13 protein-coding genes and 1 other RNA gene are annotated in these 11977 nt (G+C 67.7%); 9 read left to right on the top strand and 5 right to left on the bottom strand.

Annotation, left to right across the window (positions count from 1 at the left end; all coding sequences use genetic code 11):
- Positions 1-115 precede the first annotated feature (115 nt).
- Positions 116-751, bottom strand: coding sequence for a bifunctional DNA primase/polymerase (locus Dvina_RS45210; RefSeq protein WP_223097406.1), 636 nt, complete (start codon positions 749-751; stop codon positions 116-118).
- A gap of 193 nt (positions 752-944) precedes the next feature.
- Here Dvina_RS45210 and Dvina_RS45205 point away from each other — a divergent pair, with 193 nt between their 5' ends.
- The 6 genes from Dvina_RS45205 (at position 945) to Dvina_RS45180 (ending at position 6787) form a co-directional block, all read left to right on the top strand.
- Positions 945-2177, top strand: coding sequence for a helix-turn-helix domain-containing protein (locus Dvina_RS45205; RefSeq protein WP_223097394.1), 1233 nt, complete (start codon positions 945-947; stop codon positions 2175-2177).
- 35 nt (positions 2178-2212) lie between these two features.
- Positions 2213-2788, top strand: coding sequence for a flavoprotein (locus tag Dvina_RS45200; protein WP_223097392.1), 576 nt, complete (start codon positions 2213-2215; stop codon positions 2786-2788).
- A 9-nt stretch (positions 2789-2797) separates the two neighbouring features.
- On the top strand, positions 2798-3604 hold the full coding sequence (locus tag Dvina_RS45195; RefSeq protein WP_223097390.1) for a Nif3-like dinuclear metal center hexameric protein: 807 nt from the start codon (positions 2798-2800) through the stop codon (positions 3602-3604).
- Positions 3601-4341 (top strand): zinc ribbon domain-containing protein, encoded by a 741-nt coding sequence (locus Dvina_RS45190; protein WP_223097378.1) that lies wholly within the window; start codon positions 3601-3603, stop codon positions 4339-4341. The genes Dvina_RS45195 and Dvina_RS45190 overlap by 4 nt, the downstream gene beginning before the upstream one ends.
- A 36-nt stretch (positions 4342-4377) precedes the next feature.
- Positions 4378-5424: a histidine phosphatase family protein gene (locus Dvina_RS45185; RefSeq protein WP_223097376.1), complete on the top strand. Its 1047-nt coding sequence runs from the start codon at positions 4378-4380 to the stop codon at positions 5422-5424.
- 382 nt (positions 5425-5806) lie between these two features.
- Positions 5807-6787: an IS30 family transposase gene (locus tag Dvina_RS45180; protein ID WP_246656670.1), complete on the top strand. Its 981-nt coding sequence runs from the start codon at positions 5807-5809 to the stop codon at positions 6785-6787.
- A 252-nt stretch (positions 6788-7039) separates the two neighbouring features.
- On the opposite strand, the gene Dvina_RS45175 is transcribed toward Dvina_RS45180, so the two are convergent.
- Positions 7040-7798, bottom strand: a complete 759-nt coding sequence (locus Dvina_RS45175; protein WP_223097364.1) for a sulfite exporter TauE/SafE family protein — start codon at positions 7796-7798, stop codon at positions 7040-7042.
- Positions 7799-7827: 29 nt separating this feature from the next.
- Here Dvina_RS45175 and rnpB point away from each other — a divergent pair.
- The 3 genes from rnpB to Dvina_RS45160 all read left to right on the top strand — a co-directional run bounded on the left by rnpB (position 7828) and on the right by Dvina_RS45160 (position 10498).
- Positions 7828-8218: RNase P RNA component class A (gene rnpB, locus Dvina_RS45170), an RNA gene on the top strand.
- Positions 8219-8498: 280 nt separating this feature from the next.
- Positions 8499-9245: a hypothetical protein gene (locus Dvina_RS45165; protein ID WP_223097362.1), complete on the top strand. Its 747-nt coding sequence runs from the start codon at positions 8499-8501 to the stop codon at positions 9243-9245.
- 683 nt (positions 9246-9928) lie between these two features.
- Complete coding sequence (locus Dvina_RS45160) at positions 9929-10498, top strand: hypothetical protein (RefSeq protein WP_223097360.1); 570 nt, start codon at positions 9929-9931, stop codon at positions 10496-10498.
- Positions 10499-10528: 30 nt separating this feature from the next.
- Here Dvina_RS45160 and Dvina_RS45155 read toward each other — a convergent pair whose 3' ends face one another.
- The 3 genes from Dvina_RS45155 to Dvina_RS45145 are packed head-to-tail and all read right to left on the bottom strand — an operon-like array spanning position 10529 to position 11860.
- Positions 10529-10930 (bottom strand): VOC family protein, encoded by a 402-nt coding sequence (locus Dvina_RS45155; protein WP_223097358.1) that lies wholly within the window; start codon positions 10928-10930, stop codon positions 10529-10531.
- The gene (gene cutA / locus Dvina_RS45150; protein ID WP_223097357.1) at positions 10930-11262 is read right to left on the bottom strand and encodes a divalent-cation tolerance protein CutA; all 333 of its coding nucleotides are present in this window, start codon (positions 11260-11262) and stop codon (positions 10930-10932) included. The genes Dvina_RS45155 and cutA overlap by 1 nt, the downstream gene beginning before the upstream one ends.
- Complete coding sequence (locus Dvina_RS45145) at positions 11246-11860, bottom strand: helix-turn-helix transcriptional regulator (protein WP_223097356.1); 615 nt, start codon at positions 11858-11860, stop codon at positions 11246-11248. Before Dvina_RS45145 ends, cutA begins: the two co-directional genes overlap by 17 nt.
- Between the last annotated feature and the right edge of the window lie 117 nt (positions 11861-11977).

Here is an 11977-nt window from a genome sequence, read left to right as displayed (position 1 = left end):
GTACGGATTACGAGGGTCGACCGTGTGGCCCCCCCGACGCTACGTTGGGCACCGGCATGAATTCTGCACGTGAACTTTTCCGTGAGGAAAGCCGGTCTTGGTGATCTCGACGCATTTACGCAGCGGCGCGCCACGTGGTGCGCCGGCCCGCTGTGGCGAGCGGGCCCGCGCCGATGGCGTCGAGCATGAGGGCCTGGATCGCGTAGGGCTCGGCCGGCCGCCAGTTGTGGACCTCCGGCGGCAGCTCCCAATGCACCCGCCCCCCGAACTGCCGGCTCGGCGGCGCCGGCACCCAGGAGTTCTGCCCGTGCAGCACGACACCGGCGTGAGCGGCCAGTTCGGGCAGCACGCCGTGCCCGGGCAGCACCAGGAACATCCAGCGGTCGCCGGGGGCCACGGCCACCGGGCCGCGGGCGGCCACGAAGCCGTCGCCCAGCAGGGCGGCCCGGCCGAGCGCCCCCGGCACCTCCAGCACGTCGAATGCGTAGCCGGTGGGCAGCAGCACCGAGTACGGGTGCTCCTGCCACAGCGCCGCGGCCGTCTCGGCGTCGAAGCAGACGGGCAGCGGAGCCGGGTGGCACGCGACTGTCGGGCAGCCTGGGGTACCGCAGTCGAAGCGCCGCTCCGTCGCGTGGCGCCCGGTCTGCCGGGTCGCCAGGAAGGCGCCCGGCCGCACGGGCCAGCCCTGCGCGGCGTAGCGGGCCGCGGCCTTCCGCAGCCGCGACCGCTCGAACAAGGTCCACGGAAGCATGACGGTCTCCTGCCAGGCGAGATCACTCGAAAGTGCGCACAGGACCACGTCGCGTTACCGGACGGATTGTGCGTCGTTGGGAATGGCAACGGGGGCTGCAAGTTGCACATCGGAACATATGAGCGAACGACTCGGACGGACCGCACAAATCGTGCGATTTCGACCGGTCGGGTGACCTCCGGAGGTGAGCGACGTGGATGAGTTGCCCATCGGCCGCCGTGTGGCCTACTGGCGGAACCGGCGAAAGATGTCCCAGCAGGTCTTCGCCGATCGACTCGGCAAGTCCAAGAGCTGGGTGGACAAGGTCGAGCGGGGTGTGCGGCGGCTGGACAAGTTCTCCGTCGTCTACGAGATCGCCGATGTCCTGCAACTCGATGTGCAGATCCTGCTGGGCCGCGACCCCGAGCGGCGGCCCGACAGCGTCAACTGCGTCGACCAGATCGAGGTCGAGGAGATCCGGGCCGCGCTGGAGCGCTACGACCAGATCAGCGCCTTCTTCTACGCGCCGCCCGAGCCGCCGCCCCTGCCGGAGATGCGCAAGGCGGTGACCCACGCCTGGCTGTCGTACCAGCACGCGAAGTACGGCATGCTCGCGCGCACGCTGCCCCGCCTCCTGCGCGAGGCCCAGGCCGCCGACACCGCCTACAGCGACAGCGGACAGGGGCAGGAGTCGGCACACCTGCTCGGCCAGGTGTACCAGATCGCCTCCTCCGCCCTGCGCAAGCTGGGCGAGCACGAGCTGTCCTGGCTCGCGGCCGACCGTTCGATCGCCGTATCCCAGCGCGCGGGCGACCAGCTCCTGGCCGGCACCGCCACGGCGCGGGTCGCCTGCGCGCTGCTCTCTCTCGGACGGGCCCGCCCGGCCCTCGAGATCAACGTCAACATCGCCAACCGCCTGGCCCCGGGTACCTCGGGCAACGACAACAGCCCGGAGCGCCTGTCGGTCTACGGCCAGCTGCTGCTCCAGGGTGCGATGGCGGCCGCCCGGATCGGTGACAGCGCGACAGTGCGCGACCTGCTCGCCGGGGCCGACGAGGCGGCGCGGTGCATGGACGGCGACGCCAACTACTACTGGACGTGCTTCGGCCCGACGAACGTCAAGCTGCACCGGGCCGCGGCCGCCGTCGAGCTCGGCGAGGGCCGGGTGGCGGTGGAGGTACACCAGAGCCTCGATCCGGAGGGGTTCAACGCGCTGCTGCCGGAGCGGCGGGCCCACCACTACCTGGACCAGGCCCGGGCCCAGGCGCTCATCGGCGACATCGACATGGCAAGCGAGATGCTGCTCGAAGGCGACCGGCTGGCCCCGTCGGAGATCCGCTGCCGCCCGCTGGCCCGCGAGGTCCTCAGCGACGTGCTGCGGCGGACCCGCGGGACCCCCTCGGCGCCCGTCGCGGAGCTCGCGGAGCACATGAGCGTCGGCGTGTAACAAAAAACGAAGATCTAGCGGGCAGAATTGCCGGCATGTCCGGCTCTGTTCTGTACGCCGTCGTGTGTGGCTCACCGGCCACCGCCGGCGTTGGCAATCTGGTCTCGCTCGCGCAGGAGCGAGGCTGGGACGTCTGCGTGGTCGCCACGCCGGACGCCCTCAAGTGGCTCGATGTCCCCGGGCTCGTCAAGCAGACGGGTCACCCGGTGCGCCACCGCTACAAGTACCCCGGCGACCCCGACGTCCTCCCGGCCGCCGAGGCGATCATCGTCGCCCCGGCCACCGTCAACACCGTCAACAAGTGGGCCGCCGGCATCGCCGACACGCTCGCCCTCGGCCTGATCGTCGAGGGCCTGGGGCTCGGGCTGCCGATCGTCGCCGTGCCCTACACCAACCGCGCCATGGCCGCCCACCCCGCCTTCGGCGAGTCGATCGCGCGACTGCGCTCGTGGGGCATCACCATGATCTACGGCGACGACGTCCTCGAGCTGCACCAGCCCGGCGTCGGCGAGAACCGCAGCGACTTCCCGTGGCACCTGCCGCTCGACGCGCTGGAGGCCCACCCCTCGGTGCAGGCCCAGCGCATCACGGGGAGCGAGGCGGTGGACTAACGTTACGCCGTGCTTGTCGCCGATCTCGTCAAACTGCTGGAGCAGCGGTACCCGCCCGAGTGGGCCGAGGACTGGGACCGCGTCGGGTTCGTCCTCGGCGAGCCGGACGCGACGGTCAGCCGCGTGCTGCTCGCCGTCGACTGCGCCCCCGCGGTCGTCGACGAGGCGGCGCAGGTCGGGGCCGAGTTCGTCTTCACCCACCACCCCCTACTGCTGCGCGGCGTCTCCAGCGTGGCACCCACGACATACAAGGGCCGGATCGTGCACCGCATGATCCGCTCCGGGATGGCGCTGTACACCGCGCACACCAACGGCGACGTCGCACGGCCGGGTGTGTCCGATGCGCTGGCGGCGCGGATCGGGCTCGAGGAGGTACACCCGCTGCGTCCCGATCCGAAGGCTCCCGAGCGCGGGCACGGACGCATCGGCCGGCTCCCCGAGCCGATGACCCTCACCCACTTTGCGCGGCACGTCGCGCATCAACTGCCGAAATCCGCGGCTTCCGTACGTCTGGCCGGCGACCCCACCGCCCGGGTGGAGCGGGTCGCGGTGTCCGGCGGGGCGGGCGACGCGTTCCTGGCCGACGCCGCCCGGGCCGGGGTTGACGCATACTTGACCGCGGATCTGCGCCACCATCCGGCGCAGGAGCACCTCGCGAGCGGCGGGCCGGCCCTCGTCGACGTCACCCACTGGGCGTCCGAGCGGCCCTGGCTGGACGACGTCGCGGCGTTCCTGCGCACGGAGGCCGGCGTGCAGACCATCGTGTCCGATGTGGACACCTCACCCTGGGTCCTTTGGGAGGACAACGACTCGTGAACGCCGATCCGGAAGCCCAGCGCCGCCTGCTCGACCTGCAGGCGATCGACATCGCGCTGACCCAGCTCGCCCACAAGCGCAAGGCCCTGCCCGAGCACGCCGAGCTCAACGCGCTGGCCCGCGAGCTGTCGATGACGGAGGATCAGCGGGTCCGGGCCCAGGTCGCCGTCGACGATCTCGACCGCGACATCAACCGACTGGAGAAGGACGCCGAGCAGGTCCGCGCGCGCAAGGACAAGGACCAGTCGCGCCTCGACGCCGGCACCGGCCCGTCCCGCGAGCTGGAGGCCCTGCAGCACGAGATCGCCACGCTCAACCGCCGCCAGTCCGAGCTGGAGGACGCCGAGCTGGAGCTCATGGAGCAGCGCGAGGCCGCCCAGAGCGCCCTCGACGAGATCGTCGCCAAGCTGGAGACGGCCCGCGCCACCCGCGCCGCCGCCGAGAAGCGCCGCGACGAGGCCCTGGCCGCGATCGCCAAGGACGAGGAGTTTCGCCAGGCCGGCCGCCGCCCCCTCGCCGCCGACCTCCCGGCCGACCTCATCTCGCTGTACGACAAGATCCGCGAGTCGAGCGGTGGCATCGGCGCGGCAATGCTCCGCCAGGGCCGCTGCGAGGGCTGCCGCATCGAACTCTCCGGCGGCGACAAGGCCCGCGTGAAGGCCGCCCCGAAGGACGAGGTCGTCCGCTGCGAGGAGTGCCGCCGCATCCTGGTCCGCACCGCCGAGTCGGGCCTGTAGCCGCATGACCGCTCCGGTGCTATGGAGGCCGCGTCCATGCGGGTGACCGTGGAGGCCGACGGGGGTTCGCGCGGCAACCCGGGCCCGGCCGGCTACGGCGCCGTCGTCCGCGACGAGACGGGCGCCCTGCTGGCCGAGCGCTTCGCCGCGCTCGGCGTGACGACGAACAACGTCGCCGAATACTCGGGCCTGATCGCCGGCCTGAAAGCCGCCCGCGAACTGGGCGCCGACGAGGTCGACGTGCGCATGGACTCCAAGCTGGTCATCGAGCAGATGGCCGGCCGCTGGCAGATCAAGCACCCGGGCCTGCGCCCCCTGGCGGAGGAGGCCAAGGCCCTGGCGCTGGGCTTCGCGCTCGTCCGGTACGCCTGGATTCCGCGCGAGCAGAACAAGGACGCCGACCGTCTGGCGAACAAGGCCATGGACGGCGACTCCCCGCCCGCGGAGAAGCGCTCCTGGTCACCCCCGTCGACAAGCGCGCCGCTGCGCATGGTCGTCATCCGCCACGGCGAGACCCCGTACACGGCCGAGAAGCGCTACTCGGGCCGCGGCGACATCCCACTTGCGGCAACCGGCCACGACCAGGCCGCCAAGGCCGCCGCGCGCGCCCACCAACTGGCCCCGAACCTGGCCGCCGTCATCAGCTCCCCGCTGAAGCGCTGCCTGGAGACCGCCTCGGCGCTCGGCGACCTCCCCCTGATCATCGAGGACGACCTGATCGAGTGCGACTTCGGCGAGTGGGAAGGCCTCACGTACGCCGAGGTCCGCGACCGCTACGCCACCGAGCAGGACAAGTGGCTGGCCTCGACCTCGGTCCCGCCTCCGGGCGGCGAGTCGTTCCAGCAGGTCGCCATGCGCGTCCGCCGGGTGGTACGCAGCCTGCAGGACCGCTTCGCCGGCCAGGAGATCGCCGTCGTCAGCCACGTGACCCCGATCAAGCTCCTGCTGCGCGACGCGCTTGCCGCGAGCGACTCGTTCCTGTTCCGCCTCTATCTGGACCCGTGCGGCCTGTCCCTGGTCGACTCGTGGCCGGATGGGGGAGTGGCGGTACGCTCGGTGAACGAGACGGCACACTTGTCCTGATTCGCGCACATTCTTGGCCGCCGGTGCTCTGGCACCGGCGGCGGCTTTTGGGCCGATAAGTCGGGCGCTGGCGCGCCTCGACTTATCGGATTTATCGCCTGTCCCCGGTTTCAAGGGATCGTTGCAACACCTGACCTGATCAGGGGTTGTCATGTTCAAGATCCGGGAGAGTCGTCGCCCGCAGGGATGTATGCCGTTGCTGGCTGAGCGCGCTGCCTATTTCGAGTTCGTTGGGCAGGGGGTGCGGACGGGTGTGGTGTGCCGGCTGGTCGGGGTGGCGGAGCGGACGGGGTGGCGGTGGCGGCGGGAAGCCGCCGGGGCGGCCGCTGTGGTGGCGGCTGTGGTGGCGGCGCGGCCACCGGTGGTGGTCTCGGGCCGGTAGCTGTCTGTGGATGAGCGGGTGGTGATCGCTGACCGGGTCCGGGCCGGGGTGTCGCAGGCGGCGATCGCCGCTGAGCTCGGCCGGCCGCGGTGCACGATCAGCCGGGAGATCGCCCGCAACGGCGACCCGGACGGCGGGTATCAGCCGTTCGCGGCGCAGCAGCGGGCCGAGCGGCGCCGGCCCCGGCCGACACTGCGGAAACGTGCTGGGAACCCTGCCCTGCGCGATGCGGTCCAGGACCTCCTCGCGGGCTGGCGCAGCCCGGCCCAGATCAGCGCCCGGCTGCGCCGCGATCACCCCGACCGACGCGAGCTGCGCGTGTCCCACGAGACCATCTACCAGGCGTTCTACGTCCAGGGCCGGGGGGCACTGCGCCGGGAACTGGCCGCGGCGTTGCGGACCGGCCGGGCCGTGCGCCGGCCCCGCAGCAGCACGGCCCGCGGGTCGCGGTTCACCGCGCCGATGCTGATGATCAGCGACCGGCCCGCCGAGGCCGACGACCGCGCGGTCCCCGGCCACTGGGAAGGCGACCTGATCATCGGCAAGGACGGCCAGTCCGCGATCGGCACCCTCGTCGAACGCGCCGCAAGATATGTGCTGCTCGTGCACCTCGGCAACCGTGGCCGCAGCGCCGAAGTCGTCCGCGACGCCCTCCTCGACACCGTCGCCACCCTCCCGCAGCACCTGAAACGGTCCCTGACCTGGGACCAAGGCTCGGAAATGGCGCTGCACCACGAGTTCACCCTGGCCACCGACATGCCCGTGTACTTCTGCGACCCGCACAGCCCCTGGCAACGCGGATCGAACGAGAACACCAACGGCCTGCTCCGCCAATACTTCCCGAAAGGCACCGACCTCACCGAGCACAGTCCCGAACACCTCGACGCAGTCGCCGCCCAGCTCAACGGCCGCCTCCGCCAAACCCTCAACTGGGACACCCCAGCCGAACGCCTCGCACAAGTCCTCACCATCACCAACTGAAAACACTGTGTTGCAACAACCCCTAGAAACCGCCGACGCCGGATAAGTCGTATTCGCGGCATTTGTTGCGAAGTGGTCGCGCGGCGATCATGGCCCGGCGCCTGTCAATCAGCGGCCCGAATTGTGCATATGCGCGCTGGTTGAGATCGGGCGGGAGTCACTGCTTAGGGGAGTGCCGCTGCATACTGGGTAGCGCTCTGCGGCGCCGCTGAACTGTACGGTGGGCGGCGCTGCGCGATGGGGTGGCGCGGGTCAGGAGAACGCGCGGTACAGCAGCACCAGCCCGACCACCGTGCCGAACACGACGATCACCGCCTTCAGCACCACGCTGGGCAGCCGCCGGGCGACTCGGGCCCCCACGTACCCGCCGATCAGCGCGGCCGGGGCCGTCACCGCGACATCGGCCCAGTCGACCGGCCCGAACAGCGCGAACACCAGGACCCCGACCAGCCCGCCGACGGCCGAGATGACGTTCTTCAAGGCACTGACGCGGGCCATGGTCTCGTCCAGGACCAGCCCGAGGGCGGCGACGAGCATGACACCGAGGGCGGCGCCGAAGTAGCCGCCGTACATCGACCCCACGAACACCACGGCGTGCAGGCTCACGAGGCGCCGCCGCGGCGACATCGAGCGCGGGTGGCCGACGACCCGGCGCAGGCGGTCCTGGAAGGCGAGGACCGCGGCCGCGGCAAGCACCAGGAACGGCACCACGTATTCGAACGCCTTTGCCGGGGTCAGCAGCAGCAGCGCGCACCCGAGCCCGGCCGCGACGACCGCCGTCGGGATGAGCTGCGCCAGGTGCCTGCGGTCGAGGTCGGCGCGGCTGCCGTAAACGCTGGAGAGGTACCCCGGAAAAACCGCAGTGGTATTCGTCACGTTGGCCGCCACCGGCGGGAGCCCCGTGGCGATCAGGGCCGGAAACGTGATGAGCGACCCGCCGCCGGCGATGGCGTTGACCGTCCCGGCCGCGAGTCCGGCGACGGCGAGCAGTGCGATGTCGGCGGCTTCCATGGTCTGACTACCATAGTCAGCGCGACGGACGAGTCGACCGGGCGGCCGCGTCGGTGCTGCAAGGCACCGCCGAGGAACGTCCGGGCTCCACAGGGCAGGGTGGTTGTTAACGGCAACCCGGGGTGACCCGCGGGACAGTGCCACAGAGAACAGACCGCCAGGCTTCGGCCTGGTAAGGGTGAAACGGTGGGGTAAGAGCCCACCAGCGTCCCGGGTGACCGGGGCGGCTAGGTAAACCCCACCCGGAGCAAGGTCAAAAGGGCCGGCGCCCACGGGCCCGGCCTGCGCAGGCGTTCGAGGGCAGCCCGCCCGAGCCTGCGGGTGGACCGCTGGAGCCTGCCGGCAACGGCAGGCCGAGATGGATGGCCGCCCCTCGCCGCAGGGCGAGGACAGAACCCGGCGTACAGGTCGACTCGTCCGTCCGACCCGGATCACGGCACTGGCAATCAAGCCTGAACTGCTGTTTCGTACGTCAGTTCTGGTCGATGGTGGTCAATGCTGGCTACCGCTGGGCGGCCCGGTGGCGGCCCGGACGGCCCAGGAACGGCCCAGAAGCGTTCGAATTTGGGTCCCGCGAGCGCCGCGCCAGTCGGGATGCATGCGCCCGACTCGGCTGTTCGTATTTTCTGGGTTAAGCACTCGGCTAGACTGCCTTGTGCGCGTAGTCCATTCCTCCATTTGGCGGGCTGTGCTTGACTGCATGATCGTGGCTGAGTATCTCGATGATCCGGCGGCTCGCATTGCAGCGACCCTCCGCGCGGTCCAGCGCGCCGGTGACGGGCCTGCGCTCCAAGTGTGGAGCACAGCATTGGGCGGCGGTCGCTATGCCGACGTCTTTGTCAATCTGGGAAAGTTCATGCTCCTCGTAGACGAGGCGAAAGCGGCACTCGTCAACGTAGCTGGCGACGACCAAGAAGACCGAGCATTCTATCTTGAGGCATTCCAGTCGCTCGATGCGATCGTCGCTCGCCTTACGACTCATCTGCAGCACACCGACATGAGCCCGTTCAGCGGATACATCTCGAACGAGAGGATCTACATCCTTGAGCTGCTGTCGCGTGAGCTGCGCCGCTCATACAAGCGGAGCTCGTTTACGGAAGAGTCACGCTTTGAGCTGCTTCAACAGGTTCGATCCCTGAAGGATGCGATTACCACTAGCGAATCTCTCTCTGCGGAAGAAAAGCTTTACCTGATCCAGCTCCTGGACGACGTTGAGCGGGCGTTGCGGTCGTACTGGCTCGGTGGCTTCAACGAGGTACGGAGTACTGTGACGGCGGTTGCAGCCGGGGTGGCCGCAGTTTCTGATGAACCGTCGCGCGGTTGGCTAATGCGCAAGTTTAACGCCATGTGGGCGTTCCTGGTCTCTCACTCAGACGAGGCGCGGGCGCTGACCTCGGCCGGCCGCGAGGCTGTCGCGTTGGTTGACGATATCAACAACCTTACGTAGGGCTGACAAGTACGCGTATCAAGACCGCTTCGGACGATCGCTGGGTGCGGCACGCAGTGCCGCACCCATCCGCCTGTGTCATCCCGTCTGCCGTCGACCCGCCCTACGGGAAGCGCGCCTTCGCCCGCGGTGCCCTGTCAACGCGGAGTTGACACTCTTCCCGCGGACGGGAGGCGCCGCGGGCGAAGGTGTGCTTGGCTCTGCCCGGGTTGATGGCGGGCGGGATGACACAGGCCTTCCTCAGCCACCCCATCACCGCAACTGAACCGCGGTCCCCGGTCATCCTGGAGCCGGGGGATCCCCGCCGGAGGCATAAAGAGCTAGCCGAGCACGTTGCAGCGACTGTCACGCCCTGGTCCCGATTCGATGGGCCGGGGCTTTTTGCGTTTAGGCGGACCGCATCGAAGCAGGTTCGCCCGCGCCCGGGGCTGGAACGACGCCGCCCGTGCCGAAGGCTAAGGGCGAGCGGCGCGGCGCTTGCGCCGGCCCCGCCGCGGCGCGGGCGAGCGGCCCGTTTCGGGCCGCCTTGAAGACGTACAGAAAGTTCTCACAGGCGCGGCTCAGCGCGAATCAGAGTGAATTTCAGCGACAGGCGGGGGTGGAGCGCTTTTAATTTATCGAACGCTCCAGGATACTTGGTTGAACCATATCGACGACCTAACCGCATAGTCGAGGAGTAGTCGATGATCTTACGTTTGCTGGCCGCGACTGCCCTTGGCCTGATCTTTGTGGTCGGAATGGCCGCCGTGCCCGTCAACGCCGAGGATGTGCCGGACCCGGTTTCGCAATGTGAACGCGCGACGTTTGTAGCCTCCCGCCACAAGTTGACGGTTAATGCGGACGTTATAAGGATCGCCCAAACCTTGTGTGATACGCACCCGAATGACGCCACGCCGTCGCTGCGTCATTTCGGCGAAACATATTTCCCCCGGCCAGGTAGGCCGTGTGAGGTCGAAGACCAGTACGCGATCTGTGTCGCCGATTGGATCGAGGCGGTTCAGTTCTTTCAGAATCGTCCGACGGCTTGCTTTGAGCAATTCAAAAGAAATAACAAAGCTGGCAAGCATGAGGTGACGTGTCCCGCTGTTGACGCGATCACGCCATCGTCTACTGGTTCCCAGCCCAGAAGCGTCACCTCAGGCGATGATAATTCGGACACGCCTTGGAGAGCAATCGGTATGGTTGGTGTGATCGGCCTCGTTATACTGCTCGCCAAATTTAACAAGGGCGACTCGCCATACCAGCCGTCATGATGAATTTGCACCGCGTAATCGTTGAAACTGCTACCGCCACTCAGGTCTGAGCGCTAGCAGTTCCGGGAAGGTCGCTTGCAGCACGCAGAACTCGTTACCCCACGGATCGCGCATTACCCAGAAGTCATAACCGCGCAGTTGCTGATGGTCCCATCGGGTTGCGCCGAGCGCTTCAAGCCGTGCTACCTCGGCTTCGACGTCGTCGGACTCAAGGTCGATGTGCATGCGCTCCTTGGATCTCTTGACGTCGTCTGTCCGTTGCAAGAGCACGCGAATTTCGGAGTCCGGCAACCGTAGTTGTCGGTAGACCTGGCGGCTCGGCTCGAATAGCTCCTCTTCTTGTGCACCAAGCGCGTCGGACCAAAATTGAGTACCTAGATCTAGGTTGTCGCAGTCGATGGTGAAGTAACAGACTCGACTTCTGTGACCCATCAGCTGCCAACCTCTTTCGTTTCGTCCAAAATCCACTGTAGATACGCTGGGTTGCCGCTAACTATTGGTGTTGCAACCACGCACGGAACCTCGTAAGGATGCTCGCGATTGGTGCGGTCAATGATGTGCGGCACCAAAGAGGTTCGGGTGTGGAGCATCACGCGGGCTTCCGTTTTGTCATAGATATCGCCACGCCACTTGTAGATTGAGCGAATTGATTCGACGCAGTGTCCGGACGAACATAGCCGGTCCTCGACGAGTTGTCTGGTGAAGTCGGCCAGCCATTCGGCATCTGGTGCCGTAATGACGACTTCGCTAACCTCGGGATGCATTTCTCGTCTCTTCATCGATCAGGGCGTTGACGGTCTCAGTGGCTTCATCGGCTGTGCGGGCCATCGAACCCCAGCCGGTAATAATCTTTCCGTCGTAGCTGATACCGACCCATCGACCGGACATGCGCTGCCCGTGGGGATGCAGGACGAAGTACATCGTCCCCTTGGATCGCACCGACCCATCGGTGGCGGCGTACCAACCCATCAGGATCTCGTTGTCCCAGATCCGAAGCTCGCCCTGCCAGTGGTAACCGCCGTCCTCAACGGCGATGCCTCGGGTTGTGGTGGCTACATCGATGCGCTGACCCTCTTGGCGAAACCTGACTTCCTGAAGCGTGATGACCTGTTCACCGTCCTTGAAGGTCTGCCAGGTCGCCCACCAGTCGCCCGAGAGGTTCAGGCGGTAGCTCGGGATGCCGGCCAGCTCGCCGACGCTGATCTGTAGGGCATTCGCGATCGCGACGGCGACCGATAGAACGGGCTGCTGCTCGCCCGCTTCGTAACGTCTGATTTGCCGGGTATCGACCCCCGCTGCGGCGGCCAGGTCGGCTTGGGACATGCCCAGCTCGGTCCGGCGTTGCCGCAGCACTTCTGCCATTTCCACCCCTCCATTGTGTCGGACTCTTTAGTCCTGGTCGATCGGACTCTCAGGTCCGACTGGGGACTCTTGAGTCCTTGACAGGGACTGATACGTCCGTCAGTGTAGGTCTAGTTA

This window comes from Dactylosporangium vinaceum, from assembly GCF_019904175.1.
Lineage (GTDB): Bacteria > Actinomycetota > Actinomycetes > Mycobacteriales > Micromonosporaceae > Dactylosporangium > Dactylosporangium vinaceum.
This window is presented reverse-complemented; position numbering and strand designations above follow the sequence as displayed.

What these genes read in the sequence shown, in the direction of transcription:
- Dvina_RS45165 (WP_223097362.1), top strand. Translation starts at nt 8,499, where the DNA reads ATGATCGTGGCTGAGTATCTCGATGATCCGGCGGCTCGCATTGCAGCG.
- Dvina_RS45160 (WP_223097360.1), top strand. Translation starts at nt 9,929, where the DNA reads ATGATCTTACGTTTGCTGGCCGCGACTGCCCTTGGCCTGATCTTTGTG.
- Dvina_RS45210 (WP_223097406.1), bottom strand. Translation starts at nt 751, where the DNA reads ATGCTTCCGTGGACCTTGTTCGAGCGGTCGCGGCTGCGGAAGGCCGCG.
- Dvina_RS45200 (WP_223097392.1), top strand. Translation starts at nt 2,213, where the DNA reads ATGTCCGGCTCTGTTCTGTACGCCGTCGTGTGTGGCTCACCGGCCACC.
- Dvina_RS45145 (WP_223097356.1), bottom strand. Translation starts at nt 11,860, where the DNA reads ATGGCAGAAGTGCTGCGGCAACGCCGGACCGAGCTGGGCATGTCCCAA.
- Dvina_RS45155 (WP_223097358.1), bottom strand. Translation starts at nt 10,930, where the DNA reads ATGGGTCACAGAAGTCGAGTCTGTTACTTCACCATCGACTGCGACAAC.
- cutA (WP_223097357.1), bottom strand. Translation starts at nt 11,262, where the DNA reads ATGCATCCCGAGGTTAGCGAAGTCGTCATTACGGCACCAGATGCCGAA.
- Dvina_RS45175 (WP_223097364.1), bottom strand. Translation starts at nt 7,798, where the DNA reads ATGGAAGCCGCCGACATCGCACTGCTCGCCGTCGCCGGACTCGCGGCC.
- Dvina_RS45185 (WP_223097376.1), top strand. Translation starts at nt 4,378, where the DNA reads ATGCGGGTGACCGTGGAGGCCGACGGGGGTTCGCGCGGCAACCCGGGC.